We start from the raw sequence: 16,866 nt of genomic DNA, 5'->3' as shown, positions 1-16,866 counted from the left end.
TGAACCGCCCACGCGCACGCCTCACGAGCCCTTGGCGATGGGCTCGAAGATCCGCTGGTACCGCGTCTCCTCCGCCTGCGTGAGCCGCCGGTAGCGCCGCAACCGCGCGAGGTCGGCCTGGGACGGGAACACCAGCGGGCTCGTGCTCAGCCTGGTCAGCTCCCTCCTCTCGGCGCCGGTCGCCTTCGCCGCGTCCGCCGCGACGATCTCCCGCACCGCCGGGACGGGCGTGATGTAGTTGACGAACTCGGTCAGCGGCGCGTTGTTCGCCGGGACGTACAGCCAGTCGATGAGCGTGAGCGCGTCGACCGGGTTCTCGGCGGTCCTCGGGATGCACAGGTTGTCGGTCCAGAGGGTGCCGCCCTCCTCCGGCACGACGAATTTCACGTCGGGGCTGGTGAGGCTGTACACGTCCCCGGACCACGCCATCGTCAGCCACACGTCGCCCTTGCTGACCGCGTCGACGTAGTCCTGCGTGTAGTACTTGCGGACGATCCCCCTGTCCCGCTGCTCGCGCAGCCTCGCGGCGGCGCGCTCCCAGTCGGCGGGGGTCGAGCGCTCCGGATCGACGCCGAGCAGGAACATCCCGAAACTGCCGAGTTCCTGCGAGTCGCCCAGCATGCCGACCCTGCCCTTGTACTTCGGGTCGAAGAGCTGGGCGATGCTGGTGATCTCGTCCTTGACGTACCGGGTGTTGTAGGCGATGCCGGTGATGCCCGACTGGTAGGGCACCGTGAACGCGTTGCCCGGATCGTAGGACGGGTTCCGGTAGGTCGGCCCCGCGTTCGCCGCGAAGTTCCGCAGGCGGGACCGATCCAACGGCGCCAGATAGCCGAGCTGGCGGCACTTCTCCAGCTGGATCCCGTTCGTCATGACCATCAGGTCGAACCCGATCGACTGCCCGGCGGCCAGCGGCGCCTGGATCTTGCCGAACCACGGGCCGGTCTCCTGGATGACCTCCCGGTAGGTCACGCCGATCCCGGTGGCCTTCTCGAACGCCTTGATCGTCTCGTGGTCGTCCTGCATGTAGCCCGGCCAGTTCGCCCAGCGCAGCCTGCCGTTGCCGGACCTGCCCGACCAGTACTCCTGGACGTCGCTCCGCCCGACCGCCGCCTTGCCGCCCTGCCCGTCCACGCCGCAGCCCGCCAGGACGAGCCCGGTCCCCATCAGCTGGAGCGCCCGGCGCCGCGAGACCCCCACGCGCGCCGGCGGGGCCGCCGCGCGCGGACGCGTGAGCCCGCGGACGAGCTCGGGACGGATGTCGCTCACCGGGGTTCTCCTAGGGCGTACGAGTGGCGGGGGTCCCACGACAGCCAGACGACGTCCCCGCGGGCGGCGACGTCCTCCCCGGACGTGACGTTCTGCGAGAACACGACGACGTCCTCCCCGGCGGCCGTGGCGACGGTGTAGTTGGTGGAGGTCCCGAGATAGACGACCTCGGTCACGGTGCCGCGGATCCGGCACAGGCCGTCCGCCGGCCGGTCCCGTCCGATGCCGATCTTCTCCGGCCTGACGGTCAGCTCCAGCTTCCCGCCCTCGGCCGCGCCCCCGACCGGCACCTCGATCCGGCCGTCCGGCCCGTAGGAGATCACCGCCGCCCCGGGCCCCGCCTCGGCGATCTCGCCGCCCAGCAGGTTGGAGGTCCCGATGAACCCCGCGACGAACCGGGTCGCCGGACGCTCGTAGACCTCCCTCGGCGTCCCGAGCTGCTCGACGCGCCCCTCGTCCATGACGGCGACGCGGTCCGACATGGAGAGGGCCTCGCCCTGGTCGTGCGTCACGTAGACGAACGTGATGCCGACCTCCCGCTGGATGCGCTTCAGCTCCACCTGCATGGCCTGGCGCAGCTTCAGGTCGAGAGCGGCCAGCGGCTCGTCCAGCAGCAGGGCGCGCGGGCGGTTGACCAGCGCCCGCGCCAGCGCGACCCGCTGCTGCTGCCCGCCGGACAGCTCCGCCGGGCGGCGGCGCTCCCGTCCGGCGAGATCGACGAGATCCAACATCCCGCCCACCCGCGCCTTGACCTCCCCCTTGGGGACGCCACGGCGCCGCAGGCCGAACGCCACGTTGTCGAAGACGTTCATATGCGGGAACAGCGCATACGACTGGAACACCGTGTTGACGTCGCGTCTGCTGGCCGGGACCCCGGTGACGCTGGCTCCGTCCAGATAGACCTCGCCCGCGGTGGGCTCCTCGAACCCCCCGGCCAACCGCAACGTCGTGGTCTTGCCGCAACCGGAAGGGCCCAGCAGCGAGAAGAACTCCCCGCGCGCTATCTCCAGATCGAGACCACGAACCGCGGCGACCGTCTCGCCGCGGGCGTGGTAGGTCTTCTCGACCCCGGCGAACTCGATGGCGGGACCCGCGCCGTCCGCCGGGGCGCCGGGAGGGGTCGAGGTCATGGGGCGTTCCTTCGCGCGGACGGGCGGACGGTCAGCCGCCGATGTAGTGCATGACGTGCTTGACGCGCGTGTAGTCCTCGATCCCGTACATCGACAGGTCCTTGCCGTAACCGGAGTGCTTGAAGCCGCCGTGCGGCATCTCCGACACGAGCGGGATATGGGTGTTGACCCACACCGCGCCGAAGTCGAGCGCCCTGGTCATGCGCATGGCCCGCCCGTGGTCACGCGTCCACACGCTGGCGGCCAGACCGTACCGCACGCCGTTCGCCCACTCGACGGCCTGCCCCTCGTCAGCGAACCGCTGGACGGTGATGACGGGGCCGAACACCTCCTCCTGCACCAGCTCGTCGTCCTGCCGGAGCCCGCCGACCACGGTCGGCGCGAAGAAGTACCCGCGGTCCCCGATCCGCTCGCCCCCCGTCAGGACCTCCGCGTGACCGGGCGCCCGGTCCAGGAACCCCTGGACGCGCTCCAACTGCCCCGCGCTGTTCACGGGGCCGTAGTAGGCGCCGGTGTCGCTCGGCGGCCCCACCGCCGTCCCCTTGGCGGCCTCGGTGAGCGCCTCGGCGAAGGCGTCGTGGACCCCGTCCGCGACGAGCACGCGCGTGGCCGCCGTGCAGTCCTGCCCCGCGTTGAAGTACCCGGCCTCGGCGATGCCCGCCGCCGCGGCCTCCACGTCCGCGTCGTCGAAGACCACGACCGGCGCCTTGCCGCCGAGCTCCAGGTGCACCCGCTTGAGGTCCTTCGCCGCCGCCGCCGCGACCTCCATCCCCGCGCGCACGCTGCCGGTGATCGACACCATCTGCGGCGTCGGGTGGTCGACGAGCGCGCGCCCGGTGTCCCGGTCGCCGCACAGCACGTTGAACACCCCTGGCGGCAGGAACTCCGCCGCGATCTCGGCCAGCAGCAGCGTGCTGACCGGCGTGGTCTCCGACGGCTTCAGCACGACCGTGTTCCCCGACGCCAGCGCCGGGCCGATCTTCCAGGCGGCCATCATCATGGGGTAGTTCCAGGGCGTCACCTGCGCGCACACCCCGATCGGCTCCCGCCTGATCGTGGAGGTGTGGTCGGCCATGTACTCGGCGCTCGCCCGCCCCTCCAGCACGCGGGACGCGCCCGCGAAGAACCGGAGGTTGTCCACCATCGGCGGCACCTCCTCGTCCCTGGTCAGCTGCAAGGGCTTGCCGGTGTCACGGCTCTCCGCCCTGACGAGGTCCTCGGCCCGCGCCTCGACCGCGTCCGCGAACCGCAGCATCGCGAGGCTCCGCTCCCCCGGCGTCGCGTCCCGCCACGCGGGGAACGCCCCCTCGGCGGCCCGGAACGCGGCGTCGACGTCCGCGGCGCCCGACAGCGGCGCCCGCGCGTACGGCTCGCCCGTGCTCGGATCGACGACCTCCAGGGTCCGCCCGTCCTTCGCGTCCACGTACTCGCCGCCGATAAAGTTGCGCAGCCGGTCGCCGCTCATCCAATCCCTCCCGGGGACCCTCGTCTGATGCGTTCTTGTCGGCCCGACCCTTACAGAGGATCCCGCCCAATTCAAGTGATCCGCTCGTCACGATCCAATTCGGCGACTGATTCCCTTGAAACAAATACCGCGCAGCCCCGACTCCGCAAATAGGAGATCACGATGACGGCCCAGCCGCCCGCCCGCCAAGGCACCCCCGCCGTCGCGCTCGACGCCACCGCCAAGCACATCATCGAGCAGCTCCAGCAGGACGGGCGGCGCTCCTACGCGGCCATCGGCAAGGCGGTCGGGCTCTCCGAGGCGGCCGTCCGCCAGCGCGTCCAGAAGCTCCTGGACGCGGGCGTCATGCAGATCGTCGGCGTCACCGACCCCCTCATGCTCGGCTTCTCCCGCCGCCTCATGGTCGGCGTCCGCTGCGAGGGCGACCTGGAGTGGATCGCCGACGAGCTCGCCTCCGCCGAGGAGATCGACCACGTCGTCATCACCGCCGGGTCCCTCGACATCCTCGTCGAACTCGTCTGCGAGGACGACGACCGCGTCCTGGAGCTCCTCGGCCGCATCCGCGCCGTCCCCGGCGTCGTGTCGACCGAGAGTTTCGTCTATCTCCGACTCCGCAAACAGTCCTACTCCTGGGGGACCCGCTGAGCCCCGGCTTCGCCCCGATAATCGTCCTTACAGAGGATGTCGCGGCCGCTCCTCCCGGCGTACTTTGAGATGCCGCACGGAAGGAGACCGGCCATGTCTGAGTCGGTTCGCCAGGACCTTCCCGCCATCGATCACATCGGTTTCCAGACGTCCGCGGAACAGACTCTCGTCATCCGCAAGGCGGCCGAACTGATCGGCTGGACGGTCCCCGAGTACGTGTTGTCCGCGGCACTGGACCGCGCGGAACGCGACCTCTACGAACACGCAGCAGCCCTAGCGGGCACCACACCACCCCCACCCGATCCCGGAACAGCAGAACCCTACGTGGCCGTCGTCGTGGCCCTGGGCTGACCCCACCGGCAAGGCCCGCCCCCAACCGGGCCTTGCCACCCACCCCCACACTCACACGAGCACGCCCTCCATAGCCCACCGATTCAAGGGGCTCCCCCCAAAGCCCCGCCATTCCCCACCGGCCACCAAGCCCTGCCGCGCCCACCAAACCCCGCCACCACCCTCATTCAGCCTCCCTCCACAAACCGCACCCCAACTCCGCCCGTACCTCAACGACGCCGCCATCCACCAAAGCCACACGGCGGCGCCAAAAAGTAACCGCACCCACACCCCCTCGCGCCGCAGCAGCCACCAACCCACACCACACCCGGGGCCCACGCACAGAGCCGGCACAGGGCCACATCCACCCACGCCAGAAATGTCACCTCTCAAGGGCGTGCAGGCCACTCGCCACCCGGCTGGCCCGCTCGCTCTCACAGGCGCCCTCTCCCCGGGCATGACCGCGGCTCAAAGACTCGCTGCGAGGCGGGCCGCGTAGTCGGCGGCTTCGGCGTCCGACTCGTACTTCTGGCGCGGCCAGAAGAATCCGCGCAAGCCGTCCTTCTTGTTCCGTGGGACCACGTGGACGTGCAGGTGAGGGACGCTCTGGCTGATGCGGTTGTTCATGGCCACGAACGAACCCGCCGCGTCGAGCACCGACTCCATCGCCCCCGCCAGCCGCTGCGCGTGCCCGAAGAACTCCCCGAGGAACTCGGGCGGCAGGTCCCCCAAGGTCTCGTAATGCGTCCGTGGGACCAGCAGCGTGTGCCCCTTGAACAACGGCCGCGTATCGAGGAACGCCATCGCATCCGGGACGTCCAGCACGACATGCGCCGGCCGCTCCCCCTTCACGATCTCGCAGAAGAGGCACCCCTCACTCGCCACCGGCACGACCTCCGATCACCACAGCCCCTCAACCAGCGACCCAAGAAAATCACATCCCGACAGGGTCCACACACCGCCTCAACCGCAGCGTCCGCAGACAGAACTCCGCCCGCGCAGGGCCGCGCCGCCGCCGGTCCGGGGCTAACGCCGCGCTTACGGGCGGGTCACTACGGTCCGTGGACTATGCGGCTAGAGAGCGTCGCCTTTCGCTACCACCGTAGGGGCCCTTGGGTACTCAAGGACGTCACCCTCACGCTCCCCGCGGGCACTGTCACCGAGGTGACCGGACGCAACGGAGCGGGAAAGTCCACGCTGCTCCGACTGATCGCCGGGCTGCGCCGCCCCCACAAGGGGGCCGTTCACGATCGGCCGACCCGTGTGGGTTACGCACCAGAACGCTTCCCGGTGGACCAACCGTTCGAGGTTCGCTCCTACCTGAATCACATGTCAGCCCTGCGTGGAGTTCCTCCCTCCTCCGTGAGCGCGTGGACGGAACGGCTCGGCTTGGAACACCTGCTCAACGTGCGCCTGCCGGAGCTGTCCAAGGGCAGCGCACAGAAGGTCGGCCTGGTCCAGGCGCTCATGGACGATCCCGGTCTCCTGATCCTGGACGAGCCCTTCGCCGGCCTCGACGCCGCCACCCGCGACTCACTCCCGTCCCTGATCGCCGAACTGGCCGCCGGAGGCACCACCGTGGTGGTCAGCGATCACCAGCGGACCATCGAGAAGCTCCCCGAGCTAGGCCGCATACGCGTGGCCAACGCCGAGGTGGTTCACCGCCCTTCGGCTCCCCCAACGTCCACCCCACCCCTCCTGACCCACAACTCGACCGCCAAAGAGAAACTCCCCTCCCCCGCCACAACCACGACCGCCGCCACATCCACACAAGGCACCGCCCCCACACAAGGCACCGCGCCCACGCAAAGCACCGCCCCCACGCAAAGCACCGCCACCACGCAAAGCACCGCGCCCACGCAAAGCACCCCATCCACACAAGGCACCGCGCCCGCGCAAAGCACCGCGCCCACGCAAAGCACCCCATCCACACAAGGCACCGCGCCCGCGCAAAGCACCGCCTCCGCGCAAAGCACCGCGCCCACGCAAGGCACCGCCATAGCGAGCCCCACCGGCCCCGATAAGGCCACACCCACCCCAGACTCAGAACCCAGCCACGCCACCAACCCCCTCAGGTCCACCGAGCCCCTCCCCAACTCCGCCGAACCCGCCAGCGCGGCTAACCCCGCCGACGCCGCCGAACCCGTCAGCGCGGCTGAGCCCGTATTTCAGGCCAGCGCCATGCCGCGCTCGCCAGAGCCCACCCCCGCGGTCGGACCCCCGCACCAAGCCGAACCCACGACGGCGACGAAAGCCTCCGAGCACCCCGAGCATTCCGGGCGCACAGCGCCGGCAGAGGGCACCGAACTCCAGGAGCACATACGGGCCGCTGAGGGCGCGCGGGCGTTAGACGATGGGGGCAGCGGCGGTCCGCACGGGCGTGAGGGTGCGGCTGCGTGGACGGTTCTGACGGTCATCGTCAGGGAGGACGAAGCCGACGCCGTGGAGAACAGGCTGCGCGCTGAAGGCCACGACGTGCGGAGGGCGGAGAAGTGATCGCACTCGCCCGGTTCCAGGTCGAGGGTTATGTGCGCTCCCTGCGCGTGCTGCACCCCCTGATCGTGATCGCGTTGATCGTCTGCCTGGTCCTCCTCAACGGCCCGAGCGGACCGGACGCCCGCGAGCTCGGCGTCGCGAGCTTCGGGGACGTGGCGGCCTTCATGTTCCCGATCTGGGCGTGGGCGGCCCGCGCCCTGCTCGACACCCAGCCGGATGAGCAACGGTCGCTGTCGACGACCGCCGTCGGACGCACGTCCACCACCCTGTGGGCCGGGATACTCGCCGCGTACGGGGTGAACCTCTGCCTGGGTCTCGTCGCACTACTGGTTCCTCTCTTCCAAGCGATCACGGTGGGCTCGCCCGCACAGGCGGTGCTGACGGGGCTCGCGCTGTCCCCGCTGGTGGCCGCAGCCGGCACCCTCCTGGGAGCGTGGACGAGCCGGGCGGTCATACCTGCTCCGGGTGCCGCCCTTCTGGCAATGCTCGGCGGTGCGGCGGGCCTCGTCCTGATCGGACTGGGCCGCCTCTCGTGGCTCTCGATTCCCATGATCGAATGGCTCCGCGTCGCCCACGACGGCCCGGATGAGCTGGTCTCCGGCTTCCCGGCGATCGCCTTGCACCTCGCCATCTGGACGGCCGTGGTCGGCGCCGCCTACATGGCCACCCCCCGCTTCCGCCGTTGACCCCACACCGCTGAGACCGTTGCCTGAGGCGCACACGGCGGCTCCCAGGCAACAGCACCGTGCTGGACGGCACCCGCCCGAGCCCCCCACGACGAAGCCGCCGCGACCCAACCGGCGTGACCGGACTGGCGAGACATGTGGAGCGACGGCCTATGCAGGGCCGCAGGCGGCGCACCGGAGGGTGTGGGCTGGGGTTGTGGGCTGGAGGGTGTGGGCTGGAGGGGTGTGAGCTGGGTTGTGGGGCTGGGGTTGTGGATGCGGCGGGGGGGCGTCGTGGCTTGTGGGGGTCAGGTGGCCTGGACGGTTAGCCATGTTCGTTCCAAAGGCTCGTTCTGGCGGCCGCAGAAGTACACGCGGCCTGGGTCGCCCCAGAACCACCCGAGGCGGTGGTCGGAGTCGAGTTGCAGCAGCAGGCGCCACTCGGCTGCGGCGGACTCCTCTTCCGGGGAGAGTGCGACGGCCTTGAAGGAGTCCAGGTCGCGGCCGGACGAGGCGTACATGCAGTCGGGGCCGACCGGGCGCTGGACGAGGGCGGGCCAGCCGCCCAGTTGGTGGGCGGGTCTCTCGTCCGGCCAGGAATGTTGTGACCAGGCGGCATAGAGCTGCTCGTAGACCGCCACGACGCCGCTGTAGATCCGCTCCAGTCTCCGGACGACGGGCTCCTGCGGAGAGGGGAGAGAGATGTACGGGGCGGCGCCCAGACGGCACCGGGGGTATGTGGAGGCTCCCGACGGGGCGGCCGTCTCCCGCAGGTGTCCCGTGAAGATCCTCCAGCCGTCGCGCTGGCCTGCGGAGTCACCCCACGGACGCGGCGCCTCGCTCGCGTAGTAGAAGGCGGCCGTGCCCGTGGCCGGCAGCCCGGGGATCTCGCCGAGCACGGCTAACCCGGCGAAGTCGATCGCGCCGAGGAAGTCGAGGGGGCGGCCCTCCCATTCGGGCCAGCGTTCACCGGCCGGGAGCAGCGGGGCGCCGCCGAGCCGGACGCCGACCGCGCTCTCGGCGCCCAGCCGCAGCGCGGGACGGGTCAGGGGCAGCAGCGCGGCGACGACCTCCGGCTCGAAGAAGAGGCCGAACAGGGCGCGCAACCGTTGTAGTTGCGCTTCGAGTTGATCCATGTACGAAGCGTCGCGCGACCCGGTGCGTACGCGCCAGCCCCTCGTACAACTGTGGATAACTCAGCGGCGTTCGAGGGCCCCCGCGAGCTGGACGAGGAACCGGTCGACCTCCTGCTCGTCGTAACCCGATCCGAACCGGACGACGCGGAACGCACTTTCCCGCACGTCGCGGGCCGTCACCGGCGGGGCGGTCCCGCGCAGGCCCGCGATGACACGGTCCAAGAACGCGTCGACGTCGCGGACGTCGTAGCCCGTGCGCAGCCCGGCGCCCGCGAAGCGCGCGTTCTGGATCCAGTTGATCAGCCAGCCGGGGTGCACGCGGGGGCGCCCGGCCCGCTCGTCGTAGGGCGCGGTGCTCTGGAGCTCCCTGATGCACTCGCGGACCAGCTCGTCCACCGCGCGTTGCTCGTAGCCGCGCAGGACGACGTCGAACCGGATCGCGCGCACCTCGTCCACCGACACCGGCGGGCCGCCGTTCAGCGCCCGTGAGATCCGGCCCAGCAGGCCGTCCACCTGCCCCCGGTCATAGCCCCGCAGCGCCACCGGCAGCCGCGTACCCGCCCTCACCGCCACCCGTGCTCCCCCCGCGCGCGCGGAGCGCGACGAGCACGCCCGCGGCGCGCTAGTCCCTGGTCGCCGCGGCCAGCTGTCCGCAGGCCCCGTCGATCTCCCTGCCCCGAGTGTCGCGCACCGTGACCGGAACCCCGTGGGCCTCCAGCCGCCGGACGAACTCGCGCTCGTCCTCGGGCCGGGAGGCGGTCCACTTGGAACCCGGCGTCGGGTTCAACGGGATCAGATTGACGTGTACGAGGTGCCCGCGCAAGAGCCTGCCGAGAAGATCGGCCCGCCACGCCTGGTCGTTGACGTCCTTGATGAGGGCGTATTCGATCGAGACGCGGCGCCCGCTCCGGTCCGCGTAGGCCCAGGCGGCGTCCAGCACCTCGGCGACCTTCCACCGGTTGTTGACCGGCACGAGTTCGTCGCGGAGCTCGTCGTCGGGCGCGTGCAGGGAGAGGGCCAGGCGTACGGACATGTCCTCGGCGGCGAGCTTCTCGATCGCCGGAACCAGCCCCACCGTGGAGACCGTCACCGAGCGTTGGGAGATCCCCAGCCCGGCGGGCGCCGGATCGGTGATGCGGCGCACGGCGCCGATGACGGCCTTGTAGTTGGCCAGGGGCTCGCCCATGCCCATGAACACGATGTTGGAGACGCGTCCAGGTCCGCCCGGGATGCGTCCGCGCGCCATCGCCCGCGCGCCCGCCGCGACCTGCTCGACGATCTCGGCCGTGGAGAGGTTGCGGGTGAGGCCCGCCTGTCCCGTCGCGCAGAAGGGGCAGTTCATACCGCATCCCGCCTGGGACGAGACGCACATCGTGGCCCGGTCCGGGTAGCGCATCAGCACCGACTCGAACAGCACGCCGTCGAACGCCTTCCAGACGGTCTTCAGCGTCCTGCCGCCGTCGCAGTCCAGCTCGCGGACGGGGCTGAGGAGGTCGGGCAGCAGCTCCGCCACCAGGCGCTCGCGGACCGCGGCGGGCAGGTCGGTCATCTCAGCCGGATCGTCGATCAACCGGGTGAAATAGTGCCGCGACAGCTGATCGGCGCGGAACGGCTTCTCCCCGAGCGCGACCACCGCCTCGCGCCGTTCGGCGGAGGTGAGGTCGGCGAGGTGCCGTGGCGGCTTGCCCCGGCGCGGCGCGGCGAAGACGAGCTTCGCCGGGGTCTTCGTGGCATCAGGGGTGGCAGACATGGTGCTACCAGTGTCGCAAACCCCGGCCGATGCCTCGTCCGCCCGACGCGGGCCCGGTTTCCCGCCCGGGACACAAGCGAGACGCGACTTCCCTGCACATGACCTTGTTCGCGACTAAGGTGCCGATCATGTCGGTATTGCGCAGGGGCACCGTGTCCCCCGGAAGCCCTGCCTCCACGGTGGTCCACGCGGAGGCCAGCCCCTACGGCAGCCGTCGGCTCATCATCGAGACCGACGGGGACGTCACCGCCGCCTACCTGAAGGACGCGAGGGACTCGGTCGTCGGCGCGGTCTGGGTGGCCAACCACGGTCAGGCCCCGGAGGAGCTCGACCGGTCCCGGCTGAACTCGGGCAGCGCGCCCCTCCTGCCGCGGTCCCACGTGGGCCACCCGCAGGGGCGCGAGGCGCTGGACGCCGACTCCCTGGAGGTCGTGTGGTTCGAGGAGGGCGACGGGGTCGCCGTCCTGGAGGCGGGCGACCCCCTGTTCGTCATTCCGGGATGGTCCGACATGGGACGCGGCATCCCCGGCTACGGCAGGGACGCCACGGCGCAGAGCCCGTTCGTCTTCCCGCTGGCGGAGGAGATCGACGACTTCGCGCCGAGGATCGACCGCGCACGCGAGCACTGGAAGACCTGCCGGGCGGACGGCTCCTGGGCGGAGTTCCAGCAGTCCGTGCTCGGCCACCTGCTGCAACGGCTCGGGCCGGGCGGCCACTACTGGCACGACGTGGGACGGCAACTGGCGGGCGGACGGCCGAGCGTGGCCCCGACCGTGGGCGTGTCGGAGCGCCCCCCAAGAGGCGGACGTGAGTTCACGGTGCTGAGCACCGTGGGGATGAGCCGCCAGCGCATGCCCACCGTCGAACTGTACGAGGACGACGTCGCGCCGTACGCCAGGATCGAACTCGCCGTGGCGAGCACCCTGCCCAGCCAGCGCGCGGGCAGCATCTTCCCCTGGCTCGCGCAGTATCCATGGCGGTCGGTGACCTGGTTCGCCCCCGGGGACGTCGTGAAGTGGTACCACGAGGCGCGCACGTTCCCCCTCGGCAACGGTGAGAGCGCCTGGGAGGGCGTCCTGCTGCTGGAGGATCCGACACGACTCGCGGGGCCGTCCGCCCCCGCCCTGACCGGGTTGACGGTGCAGGGCGATCCGGTGCGGTGGCTGTGGCTCGTCCCCATCACCGGGGAGGAGCACCGCTTCGCCAAGAGCGACGGCTCGGACGCCCTGGTACGCCGCCTGGCGCAGCAGGGCCGCTCCTGGGTGGTCTCCTAGCCCGCGCACCCGCGCCGGTCAGGTCGGGTGGAACAGCTCCAGGAGCAGCCAGACGACCGGGGCCGTCGCGACCAGCGAGTCGAGGCGGTCCATGACGCCGCCGTGGCCGGGCAGCAGCGTCCCCATGTCCTTGATGCCGAGATCCCGCTTCATCATCGACTCGATGAGGTCGCCGACGGTCGCGGTGACGACGGCGGCGAGGCCGATCAGGACGCCCTGCCAGACGCGACCGTCCTCCAGCAGCCACCACACCAGCCAGCCGCCGACGAGCATGCAGGTCAGGGCCGACCCGGTGAAGCCCTCCCAGGTCTTCTTCGGGCTGATCGTCGGCGCCATCCTGTGCTTCCCGAGGAACGACCCGGCGAAGTAGCCGCCGATGTCGCTGGCCACGGTGGTCGCGATGAAGATGACGATGCGGTGGTCGCCGTCGTCCGGGCGCATGGTGAGCGCGACGAGGCCGCCGACCAGCACCAGGTAGCCCGCGACGAACAGGCCCGCGGTGACGTCCCGCACGTACCCGTCGGCGCCCTCGGTCATCCGGGTCATCAGGACGGCGAGGACGGTCAGCGACACCGACGCGATGACGGCCGTCGAACCCCACACATACGCCACCACGGGCGTGGCGACCATGCCGGTGGCGAGCGGGATGAACGGCACCTGGATGTCGCGGCTCCTGAACGCCTCGGTCAGCTCGCGCATGCCGAGGAACAGGAAGACGACCATCACGCCAAGGAAGATCTCCTTGACCGTGTAGAGCGACAGCAGGACCAGCGCACCCAGGGCGCTGCCCACGCCGATGGCGAGCGGGAGGTTCCGGCCGGTCTTTCCATGGCGCTTTGCTTCCGCGCGTCCCGGGCCGGACGACTCGCCCGCAAGCGACGCCCCGCCGGGGTCAGTGCCCGGCGTCCCGTCCAGCGAACCTGTCACCTCGGAGGTGCCGTCGAGGGCCTCGTCCAGGGACGAGACGTGCGTCCGCCCGGACGGTGAGCCGGACGGGCCGGCCACCGGCTCGTCCGGGGAGCCCGCAGGCTCCCCGGCGTCGTCGAGTCTCATCAAACCTCAAGCAGTTCGGCCTTCTTGTGCTCAAGCAGCTCGTCGATCTGCGCCACGTACCGGTGCGTGGTGTCGTCGAGCTCCTTCTCGGCACGGCGGACCTCGTCCTCGCCTGCCTCGCCGTCCTTGACGAGCTTGTCGAGGGTGTCCTTGGCGCGCCTGCGGATGTTGCGGATGGAGATCTTGCTGTCCTCGGCCTTGCCGCCGGCGACCTTGATGAACTCCCTGCGGCGCTCCTCCGACAGCTCGGGGAAGACCACCCGGATGACGTTGCCGTCGTTGGTGGGGTTCACGCCGAGGTCGCTGTCGCGGATCGCCTTCTCGACCGCCTGCGCGGACGACTTGTCGAAGACCTGGACGATGACCATCCGCGGTTCCGGCAGCGTGAACGAGGCGAGCTGGTTGATCGGCGTCGGCGTGCCGTAGTACTCCGCCGTGATCTTGTTGAACATGGCGGGGGTGACCCGGCCGGTGCGGATGGCCTGGAAGTCCTCCTTGGCGACCGCGACCGCCTTCTCCATCTTCTCCTCGGCTTCGAGGAGGGTCTCGTCGATCACTGTGACTCCCGTGTCATCTGGTCGGCCCTGGTCGGTGCGGTTCCGCACCGGATGTCCGGGCTGCGGTCAGCCCTGCGCCGGGCTGACCAGCGTGCCGATCTTCTCACCCCGGACGGCCCGGACGATGTTGCCCTGCCCCATGAGGTCGAAGACCACGATGGGAAGCACGTTGTCCATGCAGAGGCTGATGGCCGTGGCGTCCATGACCTTCAGTCCCCGCTGTAGGACTTCACCGTAATCCAAACGGTCGAACTTGACCGCGTCTGGATTCTTTCGGGGATCGGCGTCGTAGACCCCGTCCACCTGAGTGGCCTTCAGGACGGCCTCCGCGCCGATCTCCAGCGCGCGCTGCGCGGCGGTGGTGTCGGTGGAGAAGAACGGCTGGCCGAGGCCCGCGCCGAAGATGACCACACGGCCCTTCTCCAGGTGCCGGATGGCGCGCCGGGGGATGTAGGGTTCGGCCACCTGGCTCATCGTGATGGCCGTCTGGACACGGGTGTCCATGCCGAGCTTCTCCAGGAAGTCCTGGAGGGCGAGGCAGTTGATGACGGTCCCGATCATCCCCATGTAGTCGCCGCGGCCCCGGTCCATGCCGCGGGCGGCGAGTTGGGCGCCGCGGAACATGTTCCCCCCGCCGCACACCACCGCCACCTGCACGCCGTCCCGGACGGCCTCGGAGATGGCCTCGGCCACGTGCTGCACGACCTCGGGGTCGATACCGAGGGGCTCGCGCCCGGCGAACGCCTCGCCCGACAGCTTCAGCAGGACGCGCTTCCAGCCCTCGCGCGGCGCGTGCTGGTCGTTCGGGTCCGACGACGAGGCCGCCGTCGCGCTAGTGGTCGTCTTCTCCGGCACGTCGGCGGCCTCCTCGTTGCGTCGCGAAATCTCGGGTCCCTGCCTCCAGGGTGCCCCTACGCCTGCCCGACCTTGAAGCGGGCGAAGCGGACGACCTTCACCCCGGCCTCGTCCAGGACCTTGGCGATCGTCTTCTTGTTGTCCTTGACGAACGCCTGCTCCACCAGCACGAAGTCGCGGAAGTAGGCGTTCACGCGGCCCTCGACGATCTTGGGGATGGCCTGCTCGGGCTTGCCCTCGTCACGGGTGAGCTGCTCGGCGAGCGCCCGCTCCTTCTCGACCGCCTCGGCGGGGATCTCCTCGCGGGTGAGGTACTTGGGGGCCATCGCCGCGATCTGCTGGGCGACGTCCCTGGCGACCGCGGGGTTCTCCGCGTCCAGCTCGACCAGCACGCCGGTGGTCGGCGGCAGGGACGGGTCGGACTTGTGCAGGTAGCTGGCCACGTAGGCGCCCTGGAAGTGGGCGAAGCGGCGCAGCTCCAGCTTCTCGCCGATCTTGGCGCTGTTCTCCTCGATCAGGGCCTGGACGGTCTTGCCCGGCTCGATCTCGGCGGCCAGCAGCGCGGCGGCGTCGGTGACACCGCTGCCCGCGGCGAACGTGACGACCCGCTGGGCCAGCTCGATGAACTGCGCGTTCTTGGCGACGAAGTCGGTCTCGCAGTTGAGCTCCAGCAGCGCGCCGTCGCCGGTGCCGTCGAAGTGCTCGGCGACCAGGCCGTTCGCGGTGGTGCGCTCGGCGCGCTTGCCCACGTCCTTGGCGCCCTTGAGGCGCAGCAGCTCGGTGGCCTTCTCGAAGTCGCCGTCCGCCTCCGTCAGGGCGTTCTTGACGGCCATCATGCCGGAGCCGGTCAGCTCGCGAAGCCGCTTGACGTCAGCGGCGGTGAAGTTAGCCATCGCTCTCTTCGCTTCTCTCGTCGTTGGTCGTAGGACCCGCGACGTTCCCGGCGGCCCCCTCGGGAGGCCGCCGGGACCGCGGGATCAAGCCTGCTCGGACTCGGCCTTCGCCTCGGCGGGGGCGTCGGCGCCTTCCGGCGCGTCGGCGGCCTGCTCGGGCTGGTCGCCGGCCGGCTCGGCCTCGGCCTTGTCGCTCTCGGGGGCGGCGGCCTCCGCGCCGGAGGCGTCCGGCGCGTCGGCGGCGGGGGCCTCGGCGGGGGCGTCGGCAGGAGCGGCGGCGCCGTCCTGCTTGCCCTCCAGCAGGTCGCGCTCCCACTCGGCCAGCGGCTCGGCGGCACCGGAGGCGGCGCCCTCGGCGGGCTTCTCGTCCCCGCCCGAGGCGGCGCCGGCGCGGGCGATCAGCCCGTCGGCGACGGAGTCGGCGACCACGCGCGTGAGCAGGCTGACGCTGCGGATGGCGTCGTCGTTGCCGGGGACGGGGTAGTCGACCTCGTCGGGGTCGCAGTTGGTGTCCAGGATCGCGACGACCGGGATGCCGAGCTTCTTGGCCTCGTTGACCGCGATGTGCTCCTTCTTGGTGTCCACGATCCAGATGGCGCTCGGAACCTTCGCCATGTCGCGGATACCGCCGAGGGTGCGCTCCAGCTTGTCCTTCTCACGGCGCAGGCCGAGCAGCTCCTTCTTCGTCATGCCGGAGCCGGCCACGTCGTCGTAGTTGATCTCCTCCAGCTCCTTGAGCCGGGTGAGCCGCTTGTGGACGGTGGAGAAGTTGGTGAGCATGCCGCCCAGCCAGCGCTGGTTCACGTAGGGCATGCCGACCCGGGTCGCCTGCTCGGCGATGGACTCCTGGGCCTGCTTCTTGGTGCCGACGAACAGGATCGTGCCGCCGTGCGCGACCGTGGCCTTCACGAACTCGAAGGCGCGGTCGATGTAGGACAGCGACTGCTGCAGGTCGATGATGTAGATGCCGTTGCGCTCGGTGAGGATGAAGCGCTTCATCTTCGGGTTCCACCGGCGGGTCTGGTGACCGAAGTGGACGCCGCTCTCAAGGAGCTGCCGCATGGTGACGACGGGTGCCATTGCCCGTGTTCTCCTTCTCTGGCCCTGACGGGCCGCATTTGGTTGTCTGCCTGCGCCCGGGCACCGCCCCACCGTCGCCCATGAGCGACGGACCGAGGGACAGCGCCCCACCATGTCTGCGGTGGCATGCGGACGCGTGAAATCAGCCGCCGGAGTAACCCCAGGCGGCTGTGACCCGGAGCCGTTCCCGAGTCCGGCCCTTCCGCTCACCGGGAGCGGCTTCTCGCCTCACCACCCGTGGTGGTGGATCGGCGACGGCCTGGCCTGG

At 70.6% G+C, this 16,866-nt stretch carries 17 protein-coding genes; 5 read left to right on the top strand and 12 right to left on the bottom strand.

Annotated features, from left to right (window positions below; translation table 11 throughout):
* Positions 1-21: 21 nt before the first annotated feature.
* Genes KLI87_RS37115 through KLI87_RS37105 form a run of 3 tightly spaced genes read right to left on the bottom strand, consistent with a single transcriptional unit; the run spans position 22 to position 3,864 of the window.
* Positions 22-1,269 (bottom strand): spermidine/putrescine ABC transporter substrate-binding protein, encoded by a 1,248-nt coding sequence (locus KLI87_RS37115; protein ID WP_308166494.1) that lies wholly within the window; start codon positions 1,267-1,269, stop codon positions 22-24.
* Positions 1,266-2,399 (bottom strand): ABC transporter ATP-binding protein, encoded by a 1,134-nt coding sequence (locus KLI87_RS37110; protein ID WP_214620748.1) that lies wholly within the window; start codon positions 2,397-2,399, stop codon positions 1,266-1,268. The genes KLI87_RS37115 and KLI87_RS37110 overlap by 4 nt, the downstream gene beginning before the upstream one ends.
* 31 nt (positions 2,400-2,430) lie before the next feature.
* The gene (locus KLI87_RS37105) at positions 2,431-3,864 is read right to left on the bottom strand and encodes a gamma-aminobutyraldehyde dehydrogenase (RefSeq protein ID WP_156221192.1); all 1,434 of its coding nucleotides are present in this window, start codon (positions 3,862-3,864) and stop codon (positions 2,431-2,433) included.
* Between the two features lie 162 nt (positions 3,865-4,026).
* On the opposite strand from KLI87_RS37105, the gene KLI87_RS37100 reads away from it, so the two are divergent.
* Both KLI87_RS37100 and KLI87_RS37095 read left to right on the top strand, forming a co-directional pair.
* The gene (locus tag KLI87_RS37100) at positions 4,027-4,509 is read left to right on the top strand and encodes an Lrp/AsnC family transcriptional regulator (RefSeq protein WP_156221194.1); all 483 of its coding nucleotides are present in this window, start codon (positions 4,027-4,029) and stop codon (positions 4,507-4,509) included.
* A 93-nt stretch (positions 4,510-4,602) separates the two neighbouring features.
* The gene (locus tag KLI87_RS37095; RefSeq protein WP_156221197.1) at positions 4,603-4,860 is read left to right on the top strand and encodes a DUF1778 domain-containing protein; all 258 of its coding nucleotides are present in this window, start codon (positions 4,603-4,605) and stop codon (positions 4,858-4,860) included.
* A 447-nt stretch (positions 4,861-5,307) separates the two neighbouring features.
* Here the strand turns inward: KLI87_RS37095 and KLI87_RS37090 are convergent, their stop codons facing one another.
* A complete protein-coding gene (locus KLI87_RS37090; RefSeq protein WP_308166493.1) occupies positions 5,308-5,724 on the bottom strand; it encodes an HIT domain-containing protein in 417 nt (138 codons plus the stop codon).
* On the opposite strand from KLI87_RS37090, the gene KLI87_RS37085 reads away from it, so the two are divergent.
* Together KLI87_RS37085 and KLI87_RS37080 are read left to right on the top strand one after the other, a co-directional pair.
* A complete protein-coding gene (locus tag KLI87_RS37085; protein ID WP_308166492.1) occupies positions 5,668-7,335 on the top strand; it encodes an ATP-binding cassette domain-containing protein in 1,668 nt (555 codons plus the stop codon). The two genes, KLI87_RS37090 and KLI87_RS37085, sit on opposite strands and share 57 nt — an antisense overlap.
* Positions 7,332-8,021 carry a hypothetical protein gene (locus tag KLI87_RS37080; RefSeq protein ID WP_156221199.1) on the top strand — a complete coding sequence of 230 codons (690 nt, stop codon included), beginning with the start codon at positions 7,332-7,334 and terminating at the stop codon, positions 8,019-8,021. The genes KLI87_RS37085 and KLI87_RS37080 overlap by 4 nt, the downstream gene beginning before the upstream one ends.
* Before the next feature lie 287 nt (positions 8,022-8,308).
* Here KLI87_RS37080 and KLI87_RS37075 read toward each other — a convergent pair whose 3' ends face one another.
* Genes KLI87_RS37075 through rlmN form a run of 3 tightly spaced genes read right to left on the bottom strand, consistent with a single transcriptional unit; the run spans position 8,309 to position 10,886 of the window.
* On the bottom strand, positions 8,309-9,136 hold the full coding sequence (locus KLI87_RS37075; RefSeq protein ID WP_214620745.1) for a DUF1963 domain-containing protein: 828 nt from the start codon (positions 9,134-9,136) through the stop codon (positions 8,309-8,311).
* 60 nt (positions 9,137-9,196) lie between these two features.
* On the bottom strand, positions 9,197-9,709 hold the full coding sequence (locus KLI87_RS37070) for a DivIVA domain-containing protein (RefSeq protein ID WP_156221203.1): 513 nt from the start codon (positions 9,707-9,709) through the stop codon (positions 9,197-9,199).
* Between the two features lie 49 nt (positions 9,710-9,758).
* Positions 9,759-10,886, bottom strand: a complete 1,128-nt coding sequence (rlmN, locus tag KLI87_RS37065) for a 23S rRNA (adenine(2503)-C(2))-methyltransferase RlmN (protein WP_156221205.1) — start codon at positions 10,884-10,886, stop codon at positions 9,759-9,761.
* Positions 10,887-11,014: 128 nt separating this feature from the next.
* Here rlmN and KLI87_RS37060 point away from each other — a divergent pair, with 128 nt between their 5' ends.
* Positions 11,015-12,160: a suppressor of fused domain protein gene (locus tag KLI87_RS37060; protein ID WP_214620744.1), complete on the top strand. Its 1,146-nt coding sequence runs from the start codon at positions 11,015-11,017 to the stop codon at positions 12,158-12,160.
* An 18-nt stretch (positions 12,161-12,178) separates the two neighbouring features.
* On the opposite strand, the gene KLI87_RS37055 is transcribed toward KLI87_RS37060, so the two are convergent.
* The 5 genes from KLI87_RS37055 to rpsB form a co-directional block, all read right to left on the bottom strand.
* A complete protein-coding gene (locus tag KLI87_RS37055) occupies positions 12,179-13,213 on the bottom strand; it encodes a phosphatidate cytidylyltransferase (RefSeq protein WP_214620743.1) in 1,035 nt (344 codons plus the stop codon).
* Positions 13,213-13,770, bottom strand: coding sequence for a ribosome recycling factor (frr, locus tag KLI87_RS37050; RefSeq protein ID WP_214620742.1), 558 nt, complete (start codon positions 13,768-13,770; stop codon positions 13,213-13,215). The genes KLI87_RS37055 and frr overlap by 1 nt, the downstream gene beginning before the upstream one ends.
* 66 nt (positions 13,771-13,836) lie before the next feature.
* Complete coding sequence (gene pyrH / locus KLI87_RS37045; protein ID WP_214620741.1) at positions 13,837-14,625, bottom strand: UMP kinase; 789 nt, start codon at positions 14,623-14,625, stop codon at positions 13,837-13,839.
* A 56-nt stretch (positions 14,626-14,681) separates the two neighbouring features.
* Positions 14,682-15,518, bottom strand: a complete 837-nt coding sequence (tsf, locus tag KLI87_RS37040; protein WP_214620740.1) for a translation elongation factor Ts — start codon at positions 15,516-15,518, stop codon at positions 14,682-14,684.
* A gap of 84 nt (positions 15,519-15,602) precedes the next feature.
* Positions 15,603-16,598 (bottom strand): 30S ribosomal protein S2, encoded by a 996-nt coding sequence (gene rpsB / locus KLI87_RS37035; protein WP_214620739.1) that lies wholly within the window; start codon positions 16,596-16,598, stop codon positions 15,603-15,605.
* Positions 16,599-16,866 lie beyond the last annotated feature (268 nt).

It is taken from the genome of Actinomadura sp. NEAU-AAG7, from assembly GCF_018603865.1.
GTDB lineage: Bacteria > Actinomycetota > Actinomycetes > Streptosporangiales > Streptosporangiaceae > Spirillospora > Spirillospora litoris.
Note: the sequence above shows the minus strand (reverse complement) of the source record. Positions and strands in the feature narration are given on the sequence as shown.